This is a genomic window from Halegenticoccus soli (assembly GCF_002844195.1).
In the GTDB taxonomy this organism is placed as follows: domain Archaea; phylum Halobacteriota; class Halobacteria; order Halobacteriales; family Haloferacaceae; genus Halegenticoccus; species Halegenticoccus soli.
Map to the genome: position 1 here is coordinate 208,048 of NZ_PEND01000006.1, position 21,138 is coordinate 229,185.

Annotated in this window: 16 protein-coding genes and 1 pseudogene; 9 read left to right on the forward strand and 8 right to left on the reverse strand. The window is 68.4% G+C overall.

Annotated features, from left to right (window positions below; all coding sequences use genetic code 11):
* The first annotated feature begins 63 nt into the window (after positions 1–63).
* Positions 64–648, forward strand: a complete 585-nt coding sequence (locus CNO20_RS17195; protein ID WP_101297349.1) for a GNAT family N-acetyltransferase — start codon at positions 64–66, stop codon at positions 646–648.
* 349 nt (positions 649–997) lie between these two features.
* On the opposite strand, the gene CNO20_RS17200 is transcribed toward CNO20_RS17195, so the two are convergent.
* Both CNO20_RS17200 and CNO20_RS17205 read right to left on the reverse strand, forming a co-directional pair.
* Positions 998–1,309: a DUF8142 family protein gene (locus CNO20_RS17200; protein WP_233204238.1), complete on the reverse strand. Its 312-nt coding sequence runs from the start codon at positions 1,307–1,309 to the stop codon at positions 998–1,000.
* Positions 1,310–1,346: 37 nt separating this feature from the next.
* Positions 1,347–1,601 (reverse strand): DUF7520 family protein, encoded by a 255-nt coding sequence (locus tag CNO20_RS17205; RefSeq protein ID WP_101297350.1) that lies wholly within the window; start codon positions 1,599–1,601, stop codon positions 1,347–1,349.
* A gap of 168 nt (positions 1,602–1,769) precedes the next feature.
* Here CNO20_RS17205 and cdd point away from each other — a divergent pair, with 168 nt between their 5' ends.
* The 5 genes from cdd to CNO20_RS17230 all read left to right on the forward strand — a co-directional run bounded on the left by cdd (position 1,770) and on the right by CNO20_RS17230 (position 5,921).
* On the forward strand, positions 1,770–2,183 hold the full coding sequence (gene cdd, locus CNO20_RS17210) for a cytidine deaminase (protein ID WP_101297351.1): 414 nt from the start codon (positions 1,770–1,772) through the stop codon (positions 2,181–2,183).
* A gap of 106 nt (positions 2,184–2,289) precedes the next feature.
* Positions 2,290–3,108 (forward strand): nucleoside phosphorylase, encoded by an 819-nt coding sequence (locus CNO20_RS17215; RefSeq protein WP_101297352.1) that lies wholly within the window; start codon positions 2,290–2,292, stop codon positions 3,106–3,108.
* Between the two features lie 242 nt (positions 3,109–3,350).
* Positions 3,351–3,776, forward strand: coding sequence for a universal stress protein (locus CNO20_RS17220; protein WP_101297353.1), 426 nt, complete (start codon positions 3,351–3,353; stop codon positions 3,774–3,776).
* A 71-nt stretch (positions 3,777–3,847) separates the two neighbouring features.
* Positions 3,848–5,029: an NAD(P)/FAD-dependent oxidoreductase gene (locus CNO20_RS17225; RefSeq protein ID WP_101297354.1), complete on the forward strand. Its 1,182-nt coding sequence runs from the start codon at positions 3,848–3,850 to the stop codon at positions 5,027–5,029.
* A gap of 226 nt (positions 5,030–5,255) precedes the next feature.
* Complete coding sequence (locus CNO20_RS17230; protein ID WP_101297355.1) at positions 5,256–5,921, forward strand: helix-turn-helix domain-containing protein; 666 nt, start codon at positions 5,256–5,258, stop codon at positions 5,919–5,921.
* Positions 5,922–6,072: 151 nt separating this feature from the next.
* On the opposite strand, the gene CNO20_RS17235 is transcribed toward CNO20_RS17230, so the two are convergent.
* The gene (locus tag CNO20_RS17235) at positions 6,073–6,606 is read right to left on the reverse strand and encodes an Rrf2 family transcriptional regulator (protein WP_101297356.1); all 534 of its coding nucleotides are present in this window, start codon (positions 6,604–6,606) and stop codon (positions 6,073–6,075) included.
* 195 nt (positions 6,607–6,801) lie between these two features.
* On the opposite strand from CNO20_RS17235, the gene CNO20_RS17240 reads away from it, so the two are divergent.
* The gene (locus CNO20_RS17240; RefSeq protein ID WP_101297357.1) at positions 6,802–7,713 is read left to right on the forward strand and encodes an NAD-dependent epimerase/dehydratase family protein; all 912 of its coding nucleotides are present in this window, start codon (positions 6,802–6,804) and stop codon (positions 7,711–7,713) included.
* A 42-nt stretch (positions 7,714–7,755) separates the two neighbouring features.
* On the opposite strand, the gene CNO20_RS17245 is transcribed toward CNO20_RS17240, so the two are convergent.
* The 3 genes from CNO20_RS17245 to CNO20_RS17255 form a co-directional block, all read right to left on the reverse strand.
* The gene (locus CNO20_RS17245) at positions 7,756–8,190 is read right to left on the reverse strand and encodes a DUF7344 domain-containing protein (protein WP_158237441.1); all 435 of its coding nucleotides are present in this window, start codon (positions 8,188–8,190) and stop codon (positions 7,756–7,758) included.
* Between the two features lie 390 nt (positions 8,191–8,580).
* Positions 8,581–12,567 (reverse strand): PAS domain S-box protein, encoded by a 3,987-nt coding sequence (locus CNO20_RS17250; protein WP_101297359.1) that lies wholly within the window; start codon positions 12,565–12,567, stop codon positions 8,581–8,583.
* 198 nt (positions 12,568–12,765) lie between these two features.
* The gene (locus CNO20_RS17255; RefSeq protein ID WP_101297360.1) at positions 12,766–14,070 is read right to left on the reverse strand and encodes a TIGR00341 family protein; all 1,305 of its coding nucleotides are present in this window, start codon (positions 14,068–14,070) and stop codon (positions 12,766–12,768) included.
* A gap of 175 nt (positions 14,071–14,245) precedes the next feature.
* Between CNO20_RS17255 and rocF the strand changes: the two genes are divergently transcribed.
* Together rocF and CNO20_RS23925 are read left to right on the forward strand one after the other, a co-directional pair.
* Complete coding sequence (rocF, locus tag CNO20_RS17260) at positions 14,246–15,154, forward strand: arginase (RefSeq protein ID WP_101297361.1); 909 nt, start codon at positions 14,246–14,248, stop codon at positions 15,152–15,154.
* 481 nt (positions 15,155–15,635) lie between these two features.
* Positions 15,636–16,052: pseudogene (locus CNO20_RS23925) on the forward strand (DUF389 domain-containing protein); the annotation flags it as partial.
* Between the two features lie 468 nt (positions 16,053–16,520).
* Here the strand turns inward: CNO20_RS23925 and gyrA are convergent.
* Both gyrA and gyrB read right to left on the reverse strand, forming a co-directional pair.
* Positions 16,521–18,995 carry a DNA gyrase subunit A gene (gene gyrA / locus CNO20_RS17270; protein WP_101297362.1) on the reverse strand — a complete coding sequence of 825 codons (2,475 nt, stop codon included), beginning with the start codon at positions 18,993–18,995 and terminating at the stop codon, positions 16,521–16,523.
* 117 nt (positions 18,996–19,112) lie between these two features.
* A complete protein-coding gene (gyrB, locus tag CNO20_RS17275) occupies positions 19,113–21,029 on the reverse strand; it encodes a DNA topoisomerase (ATP-hydrolyzing) subunit B (RefSeq protein WP_101297363.1) in 1,917 nt (638 codons plus the stop codon).
* Between the last annotated feature and the right edge of the window lie 109 nt (positions 21,030–21,138).

The following is a 21,138-nucleotide window of genomic DNA, read 5'->3' on the forward strand; positions in this document are numbered from 1 at the left end:
TCGGGGCGGACTCGCCGCCGTCGCGGGAAACGCTTTATGCCCCACTGGGGACAACTCTCCGTCATGTACGTCCGCGATGCGAAAAACCGCGACGAGGTCTGGTTACTGGACCACATCGAGGCCATGGGGCTCGACGACGCCGCCTTCCGCTCCCGGGACTACGTCATCGCGGTCGACGAGGAGACGAACGAGCGGGCCGGGTTCGGGCGGATCCGAATCCACAAGACGGACGACGGGGAGCTCTGTGAGCTGACGGGCATCGGCGTTCTGAGCGCCTGGCGGGGGCAGGGCGTCGGCGCGCACGTCGTGGAACGGCTCGTTCACGAGGCGGGCGACGCCGGCTTCCAGACGGTGTACGCGCTCACCGACGAGCCCGGCTACCTGGCCCAGTTCGGGTTCGAGCCCGTCGAGACCGACGACCTCCCGGAAACGCTCCGGGAGCGACTGGCCGAAAAGCGCGACGCCGTCGACGAGGACGCCGTCGGCACGGTCCTCCGGGTCGACGAGTTCGTCATGCCGCCGCGGCTCCGCGAGGCGTTCAAGGTCGCCGCCCCGGCCAACGACGCGGAAGCCGAGCCCGAGGAGACGCCCGAGGACTTCGGAATCGACCCGGACGAGGCCACATACAAGTACGACACCGGGCGCTGATCGCGGCGACGCGTCCGGTCCACCTGACGCTTCCGGCGTTGCCCGCGGCGTCGGCCCGAACCGGTTTCTCCACTCGGCTCTCGGCGACAGTCAGGTCTCGCCGGAAAGGGAACCGAGCCGTTCGGTCCCTTCAGGGGAGAGTGATGCCGCGGCGCGACTCGACCGGGACCGGCGGGACGAACCGGGGAACGGACGGCGGGAGCCGGGGCCCGCGCGGAGCAGGTCGCTCCGACGGCGATTCCTTGAACTTCCTTCTGCGGCGGGCCCGGGCGACCAGTGGCCGTGCGAGGAACGCGGCGACATCCCGGCCGGCTCGAAGAAGTACCTCTACCGAGGAAGATTCGCCGTCTCAGCTCCGGCCTTCGAGGAAGTCGGTGCTGAAGACGATCCACGCCAGCACCGTACAGAACAGGATGGGCGGGAGAATCGCGAAGGCCCAGAGGGGTTCGATTCCCCAGAACAGGAGCAGGACCAGGTCGAAGAGGCCGATTGCGAGGAAGGGAAGCACCGCGAGGAACGCCCGCTTGCGGTTGCGGCCGCCGCCCTCGCCCGGCGGACCGTGGCTGCGTTCGTCCGGCGATCTCGGGCCGCGATCGCTCGACGACCCGCGGTCGCCCCCGCCGGCGGGGTCCCGGTCGCCCTCCGTCGTGCTCGTGGCCATACCCGTACTCCGATCCGGAGCCTGAAAAGCGACCCGCTTAGGCGCGGTTTTCGAGGTTCGACGCGTACTCCACCGCCGCGAACAGGCCGCCGAGGACGACGAGCGCGAGGAGGCTCCCGTACAGCGCCAGCGCCCCCGGCGTCGTCGGGAGCGTCAGGAGGCCGAAGACTTCGATCTCGGGCACTCGCTCGGCCCCGTTGGCGCCGACGAACAGACCGACGAGCCCGGAGAGGAGGACGACGATCGCGCCGAGGGCCAGCATGATCGGTCGGCCGCGTGGTCCGTCGCTCACGGGCGTGAGTGAGTCGCGGCCGGTATAGACTCTTTCCTTCGCCGGCGTCCGTCCGCGGCCGCGGCGCGCTGCGGGGCCGATCCGGGCGCGCCGTTCGACGCGGTGCGAGACTCGCCCCGACGCGTCGGAGACGGGAGGTATAAGCGACTCCTCGCGCTATCGATCGGCATGCCCGACGATCTCGTCCAGCAGGCCCGCGACGCGCTCGACAGCGCCTACGTCCCGTACTCGGAGTACCGCGTCGGCGCGGCGCTGCGGACGGCCGACGGAACGGTCTTCGTCGGCTGCAACATCGAGAACGCGAACTACAGCAACAGCCTCCACGCGGAGGAGGTGGCGATCGCCGAGGCGATCAAGAACGGCCACACCGAGTTCGACCGACTCGCCGTCTCCTCGGGGGTCAGAGACGGGGTGACGCCGTGCGGGATGTGCCGGCAGACGCTCGCGGAGTTCTGCGACGAGGCGTTCCCGATCGTCTGCGACGAGGGCGGCGAGGAGACGACCGAGTACGCCCTCGGCGAACTTCTGCCGAACACGATCTCCCTGGACACGCTGGACGCGGCGAGGGGGCGGCGGGAGTGATCTGCCGGCGGGTGAGAGCGTCCCGAACGTCCGGGCCGTCCATCGCGTCGGCGTCTGCTGCCGCCGAGCGCGGGAGCTATATGAGTCCTCGGGGGAAAGTCCGCCTGTGACCGACGACAGCGAAGACCCGAACGACGAGGTGCAGTACCACATCGGGGCGCGCGAGGGGGAGGTCGCCGACTCGGTCCTCCTCCCGGGGAACCCCGAGCGCGTCGACAAGATCACCGCCCTCTGGGACGACTACGCCGAGGTCGCGCGCCACCGGGAGTACCGGACCGCGACGGGGACGTACGACGGCACGCCGATCTCCGTCACCTCGACCGGGATCGGCAGCCCGTCGGCGGCCATCGCGGTCGAAGAGCTCGCGCGGATCGGCGCGGACACGTTCGTCCGCGTCGGCTCCTGCGGGGCGATCCAGCCCGGAATGGACGTGGGCGACCTCGTGATCACCTCCGGCGCGGTCCGCCAGGAGGGGACGAGCCACGAGTACGTCAGGGGCGACTACCCGGCGGTCGCCTCCCACGAGGTCGTCTCCGCGCTCGTCGCCGCCGCGGAGCGGCTGGGCCACGACTACCACGTCGGCCTGACGATGAGCGCCGACAGCTTCTACGCGGGACAGGGTCGCCCCGGATTCCGGGACTTCCGGGCGGCGGGGAGCGAGTCGCTGATCGAGGACCTGCGCGAGGCGAACGTGAAGAACGTCGAGATGGAGGCCAGCGCCCTCCTCACGATCGCGAACGTGTACGGCCTCCGGGCCGGCGCCGTGTGCACCGTCTACGCCAACCGCGTCACCGGCGAGTTCCGGACGGAGGGGGAGTCGAGAGCCGCCGAGACGGCCAGCCTCGCCGTCGCGCTGCTCGCCCGCATGGACGAGGTGAAGCGCGAGGCGGGCGCGGATCACTGGCACGCCGGCCTCTCGCTCTAGCCGGCTCCGAACCCGGCTGGCTCGATTCGAACCGATCGAGGGGAGGGGAGCGCGGCGCGGCGAAGGGGGGGTACAAAGACGCGACGGAACAACGCGAGAACGGAGGTGGCGAGACGAAGGGGGAACACGACACGGAGGCGACGGGCGGCGGAGACGGGGGACGGGATGACGAGACGACCCGGGGAGAGCCGACGGCACCGTTATGCCGATCGGGAACCACGTTAGCACACCGAACGCCGCGCATGTTCGAACGCATACTCGTCCCGACCGACGGGAGCCGAGCCGTGGAGCGCGCCGTCGAGGTGGGGCTGCGGATGGCGAGCACCGACGGCGCGACGGTCCACGCCCTGTTCGTGGTCGAGACGCGGGAGGAGTGGGACTTCGCCGTCGAGCGGCGGGAACGCGAGGGCGAGCGGGCGGTCGAGGCGGTCGAGGGCCGCGGCGACGAACTGGGCGTCCCAGTGATCAAGGCGTTCAGGTACGGCCTCCCGCACGAGGAGATCGTCGACTACGCCGACGCGCACGGGATCGACCTCGTCGTGGTGGGGTCCCACGGTCGGACGGGGTTCGGCCGGTTCGTCCACGCCGGGAGCGTCGCGGAGCACGTCGTCCGCCGATCGCGTGTACCCGTGCTCGTCGTTCGGGGCGAACCGCGTTCGTCGGAGTGACACGATCTTTCCGGTAAGACAGTCGTGTCCGTTTCAAAGGCCTCTTATCGGATGCCTTCGGAGTACGCCGTATGCCTAAGCAGGTCGTCGTCCTCGGTGCGGGCTACGCCGGGGCGGGTGCGGTCAAATCGTTCGAGAAGGAGATCGACGACGGCGAGGCGGAACTCACGTGGATCTCCGAGCACGATTACCACCTCGTCCTCCACGAGGTCCACCGCGCCATCCGGAACCCGAGCGTCGAGTCGAAGATCGCGCTGCCGATCGACGACATCAAGTCTCCGGAGACCGACTTCGTCAAGGGCCACGTCTCGAACGTCGACACCGACGAGCGCGTCGTCGAACTCGACGACGACCGGACGGTCGAGTACGACTACCTCCTCGTCGCGCTCGGCAGCGCGACGGCCTTCTACGGGATCGACGGCCTCCGCGAGTACTCGTTCACGCTCAAGAGCCTCGACGACGCGCGAGAGATCCACGAGGCGATCAAGTCGGCGGCCGCCGCCGGGTCGCGGAGCGATCCGGCGCAGGTCGTCGTCGGCGGGGCCGGGCTCTCCGGCATCCAGGCCGCCGGCGAGATCGCCGAGTACCGCGACGAACACCGCGCGCCGATCGAGATCAAACTCGTCGAGGGGCTCGACGAGGTCTTCCCGGGACAGGACCCCGAGGTGCAGGGTGCGCTCCGCAAGCGCCTCCTGGAGAAGGACATCGAGATCCTCACGGGTGACTTCATCTCGAAGGTCGACGAGGAGACGATCTACCTCGGCGGCGGCGAGGACGAAGCGCCCGACGAACTCGCCTACGACGTCCTGATCTGGACCGGCGGCATCACCGGGCACGAGGAGGTCTCCGAGGCGAACGTCGACAAGGACGAGCGGAGCAACCGCATCTTCGCGGACGCGGACTTCCGGACGAGCGACGAGCGCGTCTTCGCCATCGGGGATTCGGCGCTCGTCGACCAGGGCAACGAGGCCGTCGCGCCGCCGACCGCGCAGGCCGCCTGGCAGGCCGCGAAGGTCGCCGGCGAGAACCTCGCGCGCGCCGTCCGCGGCGCGCCGCTCGAGTCCTGGACCCACGAGGACCGCGGGACCGTCATCTCCGTCGGCGAGAAGGCCGTCGCCCACGACGTGAAGGGCGTCCCGATCAACACCTTCGGGGGTCCCGGCGCGAAGGTTCTGAAGAAGGGGATCGCCACGCGGTGGATCGCCGACATCACCTCGGTCCGCCGGGCGATCGACGCCTGGGAGTACATGTGAGCCGATCGGTGACTCTCGCGACCGGTGAGCGACCGGTCTCGAACGCGTGACGCGAGCCGATCGCTCGGGTGCGGAACATGTCAACGACTAATGTTTATTTTCCGCACCCTGACGGGCGTATGAGAAACGATTAAATCCGATCGCCATTCAGTTCCACCCGTGAGGGCAGAACGCGCGAGGCGGCGACGAGCGTTCAAATCAGGTACTGTGGGGTGAAATTGAAGCAATGATCACGGCCGAATTTTCGATCGAGGTACCGTTCCTCCGGGAGTCGCTCGCCGCGGTTCCGGACATGACGCTGACCATCGAACCGGGTCAGTTCCCGTTCGTCGGGGAGAAGAACGCCAAGCTCCTCGTCTGGGCGAGCGGGGACGATTTCGAGCGCTTCGAGGCGGCCGCCGAGGACGATCCGACCGTCGCCGAACTGTCCTCGCTCGCGACCCAGGACTCGAAGCGGCTCTACCGCGTGGAGTTCGCGAGGAACGAGCTGGAGTCGCTCTTCGCCACCCTGTTTTACGATCACGACACGCTCCTCGTCGAGGGGACCGTCACGGCTTCGGGGTGGCTACTCCGGATGCGGGCGCTGGAAAAGAGCGCGATCTCGACCATCTACGACCGGTTGCGGGAGCGGGAGATCCCCGTTCACTTCAACTCCATCTTCTCGGAGTCGGACAGCCACGCTTTCAGCACGGATCTCTCAGAAGAGCAGTACGAAGCGCTCTCGGTCGCGTTCGAGCGCGGGTACTTCGAAGTTCCGCGACGGACGAACCTGACCGAGCTGGCGGAGGAGTTCCCGGTTTCGAGCCAGGCGCTCTCTGAACGCCTCCGCCGCGCGACGGCGACCGTGCTTGAGGAGGCGCTGGACGGTCCCGAAGCGGACTCGGCCGAGTGAGCGCGCGGAGGGGTCACTCGAAGCGTTCCGGAACGAAAAGCGCCGTCCGCGGTCAGTGCGTTCCGTACCCGAGGCTCGCGTCGTCCGCGCCGACCGCCCGGTCGGCGCGGAAAAACCGAAGGAGCGAGAGAGAGAGAGAGCGAGAGCCGAGTCAGTGAGCCGGCTCCTCGGCCGGCGCGACCATGTCCTCGATGCGGAGGATGAGGATGTTGCTCGTGTCGTCCTTGCCGTCGACGATGCCTTCGATCACGAGCTTCGAAAGCGGCGTCGGGCCGACGGTGACGGTGTCGCCCTCGTGGAAGTCGCGGACGGACCCCTGGAGGTGGATCTCGGCCCGACAGAGCTCGGGGTGGTGGACGCTCGAGAGGTCGATCTCCTCGACGTTCGCCCCCTCGACGGCCTCGTCGTTGTGGAAGAGCGGCACCGACGCGGGCTCGTCCATCTGATCGACGTCGAGCGCCTCGTACGCGTTCGCGGTCGGCTTGTAGCCGCCCTTCGGGCCCGGTACCCCCTCGACCAGCTGCAGCGCCTTCAGGCTCTGCATCTGGTTCCGGATGGTGCCGGGGTTCCGGTTTACCTCCTCCGCGATGTCTTCGCCCTTCACCGCGTCCTCCGTTTTTCGATAGAGGTTTATGAGCGCGGTGAGGATCGTTTTCTGACTCGGCGTCAGCTCGATTGATGACATGCCGAATCCTTCGTAATAGATGTCCTTAAATGCGATGGATACTCGGCAGCCGTTGACCGGCTCTCGAACGCCTTCGTCCGATTTTCCCGCGGTCGGCGCGACGTCCCCTGTTTCTGTCTGGCTGATAGGAACGACAGCTGATACTGTTCGAACGGATAAGATAACTCTTTGTTTCGGGGCTTTGGCTTCTCAGATATGCAGGGAAAACGAGTCCTCGTGACCGGCGGCGCAGGGTTCATCGGCTCGAACCTCGCTAACCACCTCGCGGCCGAAAACGAGGTCATCGCCCTCGACGACCTGTACCTGGGCACGCCCGAGAACCTCGACGACGCCGTCGAGTTCGTCCGGGGAAGCGTGCTCGACGACGACCTGCCGTCCGAGGTCGACGTGCTGTTTCACCTCGCGGCGCTTTCGTCCTACAAGATGCACGAGGAGAACCCGCGGCTCGGCGCGCGCGTGAACGTCGAGGGGTTCGTCAACGCCGTCGATCAGGTCCGCCAGGACGGCTGCGACACCGTCGTCTACGCCTCCACCTCGTCCATCTACGGCAGTCGAACGGAGCCCTCCCCTGAGGACATGGAGGTCGAGGCCAGAACCGGGTACGAGGCGTCGAAGCTCGCCCGCGAGCGCTACGCCGAGTACTTCCACCACCACTACGGGATGAGACTGGCCGGGATGCGGTTCTTCTCGGTCTACCAGGGCTACGCCGGTAACGAGGAGCACAAGGGCGAGTACGCGAACACCGTCGCGCAGTTCACCGACGAGATCGCGAACGGTGAGCGGCCGGAGCTCTTCGGCGACGGCACCCAGACGCGCGATTTTACCCACGTCGACGACGTCGTCCGGGGGCTGGAACTGGCCGCCGACCACCGCCTCGACGGCGTCTACAACCTCGGCACCGGCGAGAGCTACGACTTCAACACGATGGTCGACATGATAAACGAGGAGCTGGGGACGGATGTCGAACCGGTGTACGTCGAGAATCCCTTCGACGTGTACGTCCACGACACCATGGCCGACCCGACGAAGATGAAGGAGGCGACCGGATGGGAACCCGAGATCAGCTTCGAGGAGGGCGTCCGGCGGGTGTGCGAGCCGTACCTGTGACGCGGTACGGAGGGTCGATCCCCGGTCCCTTTCGGACTCCTCTCACAGCAGGCCCAGCACCGAAACCGAGAACAGGACGACGTTGAGTATCGTCAGCGCGATCAACGGGATCTCCCACCTCCGCGACGACACGGCGAGGTAAGGCGCGAGTTTCCACGCGTTCGCTCCGGGGACGAGAGCGCCCGCGCCCTCGTCGAACCGGACGACCCCGTACACCTCCAGTTTCGGCAGGTGCGTCTGGTGCAGCGAGACGTACACGCTCTTGTACGCGCGTTCGTTTTCCGCCCCCTCCGCCTCGGCGACGTGCTCGGCTAGCTCTCTCCTCGTCGCGTCGCCGTTCTGCAGCAGGTAATCGACCACCAGCCGCCGCCGTTCGTTTCCCAGCAGCTGAAAAATCGCGGTTTCGGTGAGCGGCTCGTCGTCCCGTGAGGTGCCGTTCTCCGCGTAGTGCTGGTTCGCGCCGATCCGCCGTTCCACGGACCTCTCCCACTTCGCCCTCATGGACGTGTTAGTTCTGTGCGGCGCGACACATACGAGGTGGGTCTACGTAGTTAGAGTCGGCACAGCGACCTGATCGTGGGGGGGAGATCCCGGCGTTGCGGGAGGTAGCGGTTCGAGACCATACGTTCGCGGCGGAGGATCGGGCACTAAACGGAACTGATCACGCGCGCGTACAATCGGAGTCCGAGGGACGATACCGACACCGAGCGCGGCTGTCCCGACGGCGGGAATCGGACGTTCGCCGCCCGGAACCGCCCGGCGGCGGTCACCGGCTCCGCGGTCCGGCTGTCGGATCGCCCTCCGTCCGCTCTCGCGGAGCGCGCTGCGTTTAAAAAGACGACTCTAAGTGATTAGCTATCGCACCGACTACGCCGGACCTCCGTCGACGAACGCCGTGACGAGTTTCCGCTCGGCCGCCCGCAGGTGGTAGTGGAACGTCGGCGGCGTGATCCCCATCGAGGCCGAGACGTCCTCGGCGGTGCTGTCGCGCGGCCATTTGAAGTACCCGGCGTGGAACGCGGTTCGGAGCGCCTCCCGTTGCCGAGCCGTCAATCCGACGTCGTCAGCCGCTGTCGCCGCGATCGACGGGGGCGCGGGCGAGCGTTTCACGTCCCGCTTCGAAACGAACTCGACGGACGCGAAGGCGCGCCCGAGCCGGTCGATCGTCGCTCGGACGTCCGTTCCCTGTGGAACGCGGACCGCGAGGGTGCCGGCTCCGCGGCGCCCGACGGCGGCGTCGATCTCTATTCCGTACTCGGCGACGGTCGTTATCGGAGACGAACTTCCGAGGATCAGCTCCACCTTCCCCCCCGCCTCCGCGTCCGCGAGCGTCCGCGTCCGCTCCACCTCGGACGAGTTGGACGCCAGATCCACGATTCGCTCCGGGGAGGTCCCCTCGACCTCGAGGTACGCCAGGTACGTTCCGTCTTCGAGCGGGAGAACGTGTTCGAGGGTGAGAGAGCAGTCGGCCGCGTCGGACGCGTACAGGATGAAGGCGTCCGGGTCGGCGATCCGAAGCTCCAGTTCCGTGACGACGTTCGCGTACAGGAGCTGCCTGTTTCGGACGACGGCGAGCGCGAATCCGATCGTCCGGCCCAGCTCCTCCAGGAGGACGACCTCGTCGCGATCGAACGCGAACGGGCGCGCGGCGTACAGGCTGAGAACCCCGTAGACGGCGTTGTTGTACGAGAGCGGAACGAACGCGACGGCGCGAAAGCCCGGGCCGTCGTCGTTCGACTCGGCGACGTTCTGCAGAACCTGGACGGTTCGGGTCTCCGCCGCCGTCGAACCGAGGCTCGCGTGGACCTCCTCCCCGAATGGGCCGTTCAGGAGGGCGTCGAGCTCCTCCCTCTCGACGCCGGCCCACGTCCGCGGTGAGAACTGGTCCGCGCCCGGGGAGAAGTCGCCGACGACGGCGAACAGACGCGAATCGAACGCGGCGAAGGTCTCGCAGACGGCTCGCTCGATCCCCTCGACGGTCGACTTGTCGGCGACGGTGCGGACGAGTCGGCGGACGACGGTGCTGTACCGGTCGAGCGGTTTGAGCGACCTGAGCTTGCGCTGTAACTCCCGTTCGCGCCGTTTTCGCTCGGTGACGTCCTCCGCCGCGAGGACGACGTGGGTCGTCTCCCCCTCGTCGTCCGCGATCGGCGCGGCGTTGATCGAGACCCAGAGACTGCCACCGTCGCCCCGCTCGAACTTTCCCTCCCAGTCGCGGATCGGCTCGCCCGTCTCCAGCGTCCGGTTGACGGGGTGATCCTGCGCCGGAACGGGGTGATCGTCCCCGTCGTAGAGGCGCCACTCGGCGGAATCGTAGCGCCGTCCCACCAACTCGCCCTCGTCGGTGCCGAAGACCGCCTCGATGCTGGCGTTCGCGCGGACGAACTCGCCCTCGCCGTCGAGGACGGCGATCCCGACCGGGTTCGTCTCCAGCATTCGGTCGCTCAGGTTCCGTTCCTCGCGCAACTCCCGTTCGCGCTCCTTGCGGTCGGTGATGTCGCGCCCCTCGGGGATGAGTAGAACGACGTCCCCCTGCCCGTTCGTGATCGGCTTTATCGAGAAGTCTATCGTCGCGGTTCCCGTCTCCCCGCGGACATCGACCTCGTAGCGGACGAACTCTCCGGCCGCGGCCCGCCCGATCGCGCGCCGTAGTCGCTCCCGCGTCTCGGTCGAGAGCGTCCACCAGCGGGCCTCCCAGAACGGCTTTCCGATCACGTCCTCGCGCTCGATCCCGCCGAACCGGAGCGCGGTCTCGTTGGCCTCGACGAGCGTCCCGTCGGGTTCCATGAGCCCGGTGAACTGGTAGGTGTGATTGAATATCGCTTCGAAGCGCCGTCGGCGCTCCTTGCGATCGGTGACGTCCTGAACCGTGCCGCGAAGCGAGACGACCTCCCCGTCCTGACGGTGCGGCTCGCCGACGATTCGCACCCACCGCTCGTTCCCCTCGGCGGTGACGAGACGAAGCTCGTGATCGAACGCCTCCCCTCGCTCGATCGCCCGGTCGATCGCCGCGCGGATCGTCTCCCTGTCGTCCGGATGGTAGAACTCGAGCGCCGCGGCGAAGCTGGGCTCGTAATCGGCTGGGACCTCGTGGATGCGACGCGTCTCGTCGGTCCACCGGAGCTCGCCCGTCGGAACGTCGAACTCCACCCCCCCGACGTGGGCGATCTGTTGGGTCTTTTCGAGGAGGTCGCGGCTGCGTTCGAGTTCGCGGTGGGCCCGGGTCCGGCTCAGTTCGTGCCCGATCCACTGGGCCATCAACCGGGCGAGGGTGAGTTCGGCGTCCGTCACGGGCGACTCCCGCGGCGACGGGCTCCAGAAGTCGAGCGTGCCGTAGCGCTCGCCGTCGACCGTGACCGGCACGCCGAGGTACGACTCGGCGCGCCGCGCTCGGCTCGCGCGGTGCGCTCGCTTCCCGGCGTCGGCCGCGTTCGCGAAGCTCCGCGCCTCGCCTCTTTCGACGACGTCCTCGCAGAGCGTCTCGGCCAGGTCGAACCGATCGCCGCGTTCGACGGCTCCGTCGGGGGCGTGGACGGCGCGCACCTCGTACGTCGACTCCTCGACGCGGGAGAGGACGCCGACGTCGAACGACAGCCGCTCGCAGCCCGCCGCCAAGAGCCGTCGCACCTTCCCGTCGAACGCGGCGGCGTCGGTCGTCACCTCGTAGAACGACCTGAGGTACGCGGCGTCGCTGCGGAGCCGGCGCTCGCGCTCCTTCCGGGTCGAGATGTCGCGGCCGACCCCGGCGAGTCCGACGACGGACCCGTCCTCGTCGGCGACCCTGGATCCGGTGAACTCGTAGGGGATCCGCTCGCCGTCTTTCGTCACGAGCGCCGACTCCACGACGCGCTTCGTCCCGTCGAACACGTCGGCGATCGCCTCGGCGATGAGCCCCGCGTGCTCGTCCGGGACGAAGTCCAGCGGGTGCATGTCGGCGATCTCCTCGTCCGCGTACCCGGTGACGTCGGCCAACTGGTCGTTCCACCGGAGGAACGTCCCCGACTCGTCGAACAGGTAGAAGACGTCGGACTGCGCGTCGAGCGTCGACTCCGTGATCGCCCGCTGTTCGCGCAGTTCGCGCTCGCGCTCCTTGCGCTCCGTGATCTCCCGCGAGTAGATGGAGAGCCCGTTCTCGTCTGGGTAGACGCTCACCTCGATCCAGTACTCGAACGGTTCGAGGTACGTCTCGAACGAGACCGCCCGCCGCGTGCGCATCGCTTCCCTGTACCGGTCTTCCAGTTCCGTCCCGCGTATCGCGGGGAAGGCTTCCCACAGGATCTCGCCGGTCACCTCCTCGGCCGACCGCCCCGTCCGGTCGGCCATCCTCGAGTTCCAGTAGACGATCCGCCACTCGCCGTCGACGGCGTACACGGCGTCTGTGACCCGTTCGAGCGTTTCCCGGAACCGGCGGTCGCCCTCGGACGCCTCCCCCTCCGTCCGGTACTCCCCGACGAACGCCTCGATTCGGTTGCCCACGACCCGCGGTTCGCGCGTTTCGATCCCGGAACCGGTACAGTCCGTCAGACCCGCGTCGGCCAACTCGCCCACCGGGGGTTGCTCCCCGTTGCCCGCCCGCAGGAGCACCGGGAGGTCGGCGTCGAGGCCGCGGATCGCCGCGAGGAGTTCGGTCGCCGTCCCGTCGGCGAGCGGGGGATCGGCGACGACGCACGCGACGCCGTCGGTCGCGAGGCGGCGTCGGGCCTCCGCGACGCTCCGCGCGGCGTCGATCCCGAACGCCGTTTCCCGATCTTCGAGCGCGGCTTCGAGCCACCCGCTCGCGTCGGCGTCCTGGCCGACGTACAGCACGCGAACGGGGTCGTCGGTGCGAGCGTACGCTTCGCCCGAGAGTCGCATGGTCGAGGATGGTAGCACCGTTACTTCAGCGTTACAGCGTCCGCCCCGCGCGAACGTCGCGGCGGTCGATCAGTCCGGCGATCCGGACTGCGGCTGAGCGGACCCCCGATCGGACTGTGATCGGTCCCTCCTCCGGCCGAGACGCCGGCCGGTCAATCCCCTCGGCCTGGCTGGGTCAATCCCCCCGGCCCGACTGGGTCAATCCCCTCGCCCCGATTGGTTCCGATCGACGAACTCCACCGTGACCGTCACCCGCTTTCCCGTCCGCACCGCGACCTCCCCGCCGATCTCGTCGGCCAGCGACGGGTACGCGCTCCCGTCCGGGCGCGCGACGGTGACCGTCACCTCGCGCCTCGTTTCGACGGGGCCGACGCCCCCGAACTCGACGTGGACGGAGCGCAGTTCGAGTTCGTCGTACTCCTGGGCGAGGAGGTCCTGCACGGTGGTCTTGGCGTCGTTCTCGAACGAGATCTGACCGGCCATGACGGTCCCGGGGCCGACGAGGAGGACGAGGAGGCCGACGACGAGCGCGACGGCGGTCGGCGACCGGGCGAGCATGGCGGCCCGTCCCGCGCGGTCGCGCTCGTCCCAGCCGTCCGGCCGGTAGCCGAGGTACCAGAAGACGGCGAAGGCGGCGAGGTTTATCGAGACGACGTTCGCGATCACCACGACGAGCGCGCCGAGGGCGACCGCCGGGAGCGCCCACGCGACGCCGATGCCGACCGCCGCGGCGGCGGGGATGAGGGCCGCGGCGACCGCGACGCCGACCAGCGAGACGGGGAACTCCGTGGCGAGGCCGAACGCCCCGGCCGCGCCGGCGCAGACGCCGACCACGAGCGTCAGGAGGCCGGGCGAGGTCCGGCCGCTTATCTGGCTGACCGTCTCGACGGAGAGCGCGGGCGGCACGAACTGCGCCGTCTTGAGGAACCAGCCGAAGGCTGCGGCGGCGAGGATGGCCGCCAGCAGGCTGAACGCCTGCGACCGCACGCCGCCGACGAGCATCCGGCGGTCGCCGAGCGTCGTCCCGACGCTGGCCGTGAGCGCCGAGCCGACCTGCGGGGCGATCACCATCGAGCCGACCACGACCGCCGGCGAGTCGAGCAACAGCCCCGCCGTCGCGACGAACGCGCTCAGGAGCGTCATCGCGTAGTACGTCAGCCGGTCGGGCGTCATCCGCTTTGCCTTCGCCCTGATCTCGTCGTTCGAGATGCTCTCGTCCTCCTCGCGGCCGTCGACGAACCGCTCTTCGAGCTTCTCGTAGTCCGGGGTGATCGCCGTCTCCGCGTTCGCGATCACCGTGTACCCGTCTTCGTCGAGCCCGGTCGCCCGGAGGTCCTCGAGGACGGCGTCGACCGCCTGCGTCGGCAGGGGGAAGTAGAGGACGACCGACTCCCCGTCGCCGTCCGCCTCCCGCGTGGCGACGTAGTCGATGTCCTCCTCCCCGAGGAGTTCCCGGACCGCCTCCAACCGGTCCGTCGGCACCAACAGCTGAATGAGCCGCATACGTCCGGTCTCGCCGCCGAACATATAGCCCTGTATGACGGTGGTCGGAGCCGCCGAGTCGACGGGTCAGAATCGGACGGGGAAGCGCCGCACGAGGAGTCGACCCGCCGAATCCGACGAGATTCGCCGCGATCGAATCGGATCCGATAAGTAGCGGGCGGCAACATTTGCGCCCATGACACGGTCGGTCCGCATCATCGGAGCCCCGGCGGACTACGGGGCGAACCGCCGCGGCGTGGACATGGGTCCCTCGGCGATCCGCTACGCGGGGCTCGCCGACGAACTCGAACGGTCGGGCGTCCCTGCGAGAGACGCGGGCGACCTCGCCGTCCCGCGCGCCGAGGAGCGCGACCCCGACGCGACCGCGCCGCCCGCGGGCAAGGCCAAGTTCCTCCGCGAGACGGAGGAGGTCTGCACCCGCCTCGCCGACGAGGTCGCCGACGCGCTCGCCGACGGGGAGACGCCGCTCGTCCTCGGGGGCGACCACTCCATCGCCATCGGAACGGTCGCCGGGTCCGCCCGCGACGCCGACGTCGGCGCCGTCTGGTTCGACGCCCACGGCGACCTGAACACGCCGACAACCTCCCCCAGCGGGAACGTCCACGGGATGCCCCTCGCGGCCGCGCTGGGCGTGGGAGAGTTCGCCGACCTCGGCTGGGCGAACGTCCCCGGCCTGCGCGAGCGGAACGTCGCGCTCGTCGGCCTCCGCTCCCTCGACGCGGCGGAAAAGGAGGTCATCCGCGGGGGAGACCTCACCGCCTTCACCATGTCCGACATCGACGAACGCGGGATCACGGACGTCGTCGAGGAGGCGCTCGCGGTGGCGACAGACGGGACCGACGGCGTACACGTCAGCCTGGACCTCGACTGGCTCGACCCGAAGGAAGCGCCGGGTGTCGGAACCCCCGTCCGCGGGGGCGTCACCTACCGCGAGGCGCACTCGGCGATGGAAACGGTCGCGGAGTCCGGCGCGATGCGATCGCTCGAACTCGTCGAGGTGAACCCGATCCTGGACGAGCACAACGAGACCGCCGCGCTGGCGACGGAACTCGCGGCCAGCGCGCTCGGAAAGACGATCCTCTGATCCGCGGACCGGTATATTCAGGGACCGCTCTTTCCCGCCCCCGCATCGTACGGTCGCTGTGAGACTCGTCCAGGTTTTCGTTTCGGACGACGAGCTGGAGTCGGTCCGCAGCACGCTCGAAGAGCGCGACGTCGATTACGTGACGACGAGCGGCAGCGACGACCAGGTCGAGCACACGCTCGTCCAGTTTCCGCTCCCGACCGACGCCGTGGGGGACGTGCTCGGCGCCCTGTCCGAGGCGGGCGTCGACGAGCGGGCGTACACGGTCGTCGGCAGCGCCGAGAGCGCGATGACCCCGAACATGGAGACGCTCATCTCCCGCTACGCCTCGGACTACACGCCGCTCGCGTCCTTCGAGCTGAGTTCGAAGGCGCGCTCTCTCAGCCGCGACACCTACTCGTTCGTCTGGATGATCCTCCTGAGCGCGATCATCGCCACGGCCGGCCTGCTCATCGACTCGCCGGCCATCGTCGTCGGCTCGATGGTCATCGCGCCCATCGTCGGTCCCGTTCTCACCGCGAGCGTCGGCGCGGCGGTGGGCGACTGGAAGATGATGACCGCGGGCGTCAAACAGCAGGTGATCGGCCTCGCGGTCGCCATCGCCGGGGCGGCCGTCACGGCCCTGTTCCTGAAGGAGCTCTACTTCGTCACGCCCGTCATCGAGCCGAGTTCGATCGAGCTCATGACGGTTCGACTCGCGCCCAGCGCCACCGCCGTCCTCGTCGGGGTGGCCGCCGCCGGGGCCGCGGCGTTCGGCGTCACGACGAAGGGCCCGCTGTCGCTCATCGGCGTGATGATCGCGGCGGCGCTCATCCCCGCCGCCGCGGCGGTCGGTATCGGCATCGCGTGGGGATCGCCGGTCGTCGCCCTCGGGACGCTCCTCCTCCTCCTCGTCACCATCGTCGTCATCGACCTCGTCCTGTTCTCCTCGCTGTGGCTCCTCGGCTATCGGTCCGCTCCCGGCCTTCGCTCCGTCCTCCGAGGTGGAACCGGACGGACCGTCGGCGTCGTCCTCGCCGCGGTCCTGCTCGCCGCGGTCGTCGGCGTCGTCTTCGTCGGGACCGCAGAGCAGATAGCGTACCAGCGGGAGGTTCACCGGGAGGTGTCGGAGGTCGTCTCTCAGCCGCAGTACGACGAACTGAGCGTCACCGGGGTCTCCGTCGAGTACGCCTACCCGCCCGTCTTCTCGCAGCCCGAGACGGTGACTGTCACCGTCAACAAACCCGCGGATCAGTCCACCGGGTCGCTCTCGGACGAACTCGCCGCGGCGATCGCGGACCGGACGGGCGAGCGCCCGGTCGTGCGCGTCCGTTACCAGAACTACGAGCAGGCGCGGCCGGCCGCTGAAGCGCGCTCGAACCCGGGGCTACTCGTCCCCTTCGCCGACGCGCTCGGCCGGAATCACGTCGACCGAAGCGACGCGGTCGCCGGCGTCGAGATCCATCACGATGACGCCCATGGTGTTTCGGCCGACCGTCGAGATGCCGTCCACCGGGGTTCGCATGATCTGGCCGCCCTCGCTCATCACGAGTAGGTGGTCGCCGGGGCCGACGGCCTCGATCGCGCAGGTCGGGCCGTTGCGCTCGTTCGCCTTGATGTCGATGAGCCCCTTCCCGTTGCGCGACTGCTTCCGGTAGTCGCCGATGTCGGTTCGCTTGCCGTAGCCGTTCTTCGTGACCGTGAGCAGCCAGCTGTGCCGCTCCCCGTTCACGGCGGCCACGCCGGCGACACTGTCGTCGCCCTGAAGTTCGATGCCGCGGACGCCGCGCGCGGACCGCCCCATCGCCCGGACCTCCGACTCGTCGAACCGGATGCTCATCCCGCCCTCGGTGGCGACGACGAGGTCGCGCTCGCCGTCCGTCACCTCGACGTCGACCAGCGCGTCGCCGTCCTCGAGCCTGATCGCCCGAATTCCGGTCGAGAGGATGTTCCCGAAGTCGTCGACGGCGGTGCGCTTTACGTACCCGTCGCGGGTCACCATCGTGAGGAACTCGTCCTCGTCCATGTCGTCGGTGTTGACGACGGCGGTGATCTCCTCGCCGTCGTCGAGGTCGATGACGTTCACCGCCGACTTCCCGCGGGCGGTTCGGCTCATCTCCGGGATCTGGTACGCCTTCAGCTGGTAGACCTGCCCGCGGTTGGTGAAACAGAGCAGGTAGTCGTGGCTGTTGGCGAAGAACACGGAGGAGACCCTGTCGCCGTCCTTGAGGTCTGTGCCGATGATGCCCTTGCCGCCGCGGTTCTGCGCGCGGAACGTCGACGCGGGCATCCGCTTTATGTAGTCCGACTCAGACATGACCACGACGACGTCCTCCTCGGGGATGAGGTCCTCGCGGGTGACGGTGCCGGCGTCCTCCACGATCTCCGTCCGGCGCTCGTCGGCGTACTCCTCCTTGATCTCCAGGAGCTCCGACTCGATGACGCCGAGGAGCTCCGACTCGTCGCTCAGGATCTCGTTGAGCCGCTCGATGGTCGCCTGGACCTCCCCGTACTCGTCCTCGATGGCGGCCGCCTCCATGGAGGTGAGGCTGCCGAGCTGCATCGAGACGATGTGTTCGACCTGCGCCTGGCTGAAGTCGTACGCCTCCGCGAGCGCCGCCTTGGCGGCGTCGCGGTCCTCCGCGTCGCGGATGACGTCGACCACGTCGTCGACGTTTTCGAGCGCCGTGAGCCGCCCTTCGAGGATGTGCGCGCGGTCTTCGGCCTCGGCGAGGTCGTACTCGCTGCGCCGCCGGACGACCTCGCGGCGGTGGTTCAGGTACTCCCGGAGGGTCTCCTTGAGGTCGAGCACCTTCGGCTGCCCGTCGACCAGCGCGAGGTTGATGACGCCGAAGGTGGATTCGAGGTGGTGTTCGAGCAGCTGGTTCTTCACCACCTCCGCCATCGCCCCGCGCTTGAGCTCGATCACGACGCGGATGCCGTCGCGGTCGGACTCGTCGCGCAGGTCGCGGATGCCCTCGATCTTCCCCTCGTTCACGTCGTCGGCGATCCGCTCTATGAGCCGCGCCTTGTTCTCCTGGAAGGGGAGTTCGGTGACGACGATGCGCTCGTCGTCCTCGCCCTCGTTTTCGATCTCGAACTCGGCCCGGACGCGGAGCCGGCCCCGCCCGGTCTTGTACGCCTGGTAGATCTCGTTCCGGCCGACGATCTTCGCCCCGGTCGGGAAGTCGGGGCCCTTGACGTGCTCCATCAGGTCCTCGACCTCGCAGTCCGGGTTGTTGATGAGGTGGACCGTCGCGTCGATCACCTCGCCGAGGTTGTGCGGCGGGACGTTCGTGCTCATCCCGACGGCGATGCCCGACGAGCCGTTCACGAGCAGGTTCGGGAACGCCGCGGGGAGCACCTCGGGCTCTTCGAGGCGATCGTCGTAGTTCGGCGCGAAGTCGACCGTGTCCTTCTCGATGTCCGCGAGCAGCTCCTCCGCGATGGGCGACATGCGGGCCTCCGTGTACCGCATCGCCGCCGGCGGGTCGCCGTCGACGGAGCCGAAGTTGCCCTGCCCGTCGACGAGCGGGTAGCGCATCGAGAAGTCCTGCGCCATCCGCGCGAGCGTGTCGTAGATGGCGGAGTCGCCGTGGGGGTGGAAGTCGCCCATCGTCTCGCCGACGATCGAGGAGGACTTCCGGTGGGAGGCTCGGCTCGTGACGCCGGCCTGGTGCATCGCGTAGAGAATGCGCCGGTGGACCGGCTTCAGCCCGTCGCGCGCGTCCGGGAGCGCCCGGCCGGCGATGACGGACATCGCGTAATCGATGTACGACTGCTCCATCTCGTCTTCGATGCGAGCGGTCGTGACCTGTGCCGCTTCGACTGCGTCTTCCGGGTTCGGGATGTCTGAACTCATCGTGTCTCTTTCGTTCGTTCGATGGTGGCGCGCCGTCGGCTCGGCGCGCGAGGCCGCGCGGGTTCCGCGCGGGCGTCTCTGCTACGTGCGGCGGCGGGTCGACCTCTCATGTCGCCTCTAGATGTCGACCCACTCGGCGTCCGTCGCGTGATCCTTGATGAACTGCTTGCGCGGTTCGACCGCGTCGCCCATCAGGACGGAGAACATCCGGTCGGCCGCCGCGGCGTCCTCGATGGCGATCTGCTTCAGGATTCTGTTGTCGGGGTCCATCGTCGTCTCCCAGAGCTGGTCGGGGTTCATCTCGCCGAGCCCCTTGAACCGCTGGACCTGCGTGGGGTTGCCGTCGCACTTCTCCGCTACGATCCGGTCGCGCTCCGCTTCGGTCATGGCGTCGTACGTCTTCCCGCGGTACCGGATGCGGTACAGCGGCGGTTGCGCCGCGTAGACGTACCCCGCCTCGATGAGCGGCCGCATGTGGCGGTACAGGAGCGTGAGAAGGAGCGTTCGGATGTGGGCTCCGTCCACGTCCGCGTCGGTCATGAGAATGATCTTGTGGTACCGCGCGTCGTCAATGTCGAACTCCTCGCCGATGCCCGCGCCGACGGCCGTGATGAGAGAGCGGATCTCGTTGTTCTCCAGGATGCGGTCGAGTCGGTGCTTCTCGACGTTCAGGATCTTCCCGCGGAGGGGGAGGATCGCCTGGAACCGCCGGTCGCGGCCCTGCTTGGCGCTCCCGCCGGCGGAGTCGCCCTCGACGATGAAGAGCTCCGCCTCCTTCGGGTCCCGCGTCTGACAGTCGGCGAGCTTCCCGGGGAGGGAGCTCGATTCGAGCGCGCTCTTGCGGCGGGTGAGCTCTTCGGCCTTCTTCGCGGCCTTCCGCGCCTTCGCCGCCTCGACGGCCTTGCGGACGATCGCCTTCGCCGTCGCGGGGTTCTCCTCGAAGTACGTTCCCAGCCCCGAGTGGGTCGCGCTCTCGACGATGCCGCGGACCTCGCTGTTGCCGAGCTTCGTCTTCGTCTGCCCCTCGAACTGGGGGTCGGGGTGCTTCACCGAGATGACGGCCGTCAGGCCCTCGCGCACGTCCTCGCCCTTGAGATTCTCGTCGAGGTCGTCCGCGAGGCCGTTGTCGTTCGCGTAGTCGTTCACGACGCGCGTGAGGGCGGTCTTGAAGCCCGTGAGGTGCGAGCCGCCCTCGCGAGTGTTGATGTTGTTCGCGAACGAGTGGACGGAACCCTGCAGTTCGTCGGTCGCCTGCATCGCCACCTCGACTTTGATCCCCTCGGCCTCGTCGTCGAAGTAGATCACGTCGTCGTGCAGTGGGGTCTTCGTCTCGTTGAGGTACTCGACGAACTCCCGGATGCCGCCCTCGTAGTAGAACACCTCCGACTCGTCGGTCCGCTCGTCCGCCAGCGTGATCTCGACCCCGGAGTTGAGGAACGCGAGCTCCCGGAGGCGGCTGGCCAGCGTCGAGTAGGTGAACTCGGTCGTCTCGAAGATGTCCGTGTCGGGCCAAAAGCGGATCGTGGTGCCGGTGTCCTCGTCTGGTTCCAGCTCGCGCACGCGCTCGAAGGCGCCCTGTACCGGTTCGCCGCGGTCGAAGCGGTGCCGCCAGACCGCGCCGTCGCGCTTGATCTCCACCTCCAGCCGGTGCGACAGGGCGTTGACGACCGAGACGCCGACCCCGTGCAGCCCGCCGGAGACCTGGTAGGACTTGTTGTCGAACTTCCCGCCCGCGTGGAGGACCGTCATGATGACCTCCACCGCCGGGCGGTCGTACTCGGCGTGGGTGTCCACGGGAATGCCGCGCCCGTCGTCGGAGACGCTGACCGACCCGTCCTCGCGGATCGTCACGTCGATGTTGTCGCAGTAGCCCGCGAGGGCCTCGTCGATCGAGTTGTCGACGACCTCGTAAACCAGATGATGGAGCCCGCGGGCGTCCGTAGAGCCGATGTACATCGCCGGCCGTTTCCGCACGGCCTCGAGCCCTTCGAGGACCTGGATCTGACCGGCGCCGTACTCGCTTTCTTGTACCATAGAACTTGATTCTCCGTAAGAAACCACCGTCCTTAAACCCCTCGCACGCGGGCGCGCGTAGATATCTCTGTATACGCCCAGCCGCAAATGGGCCCCGACGCGCGCGCTT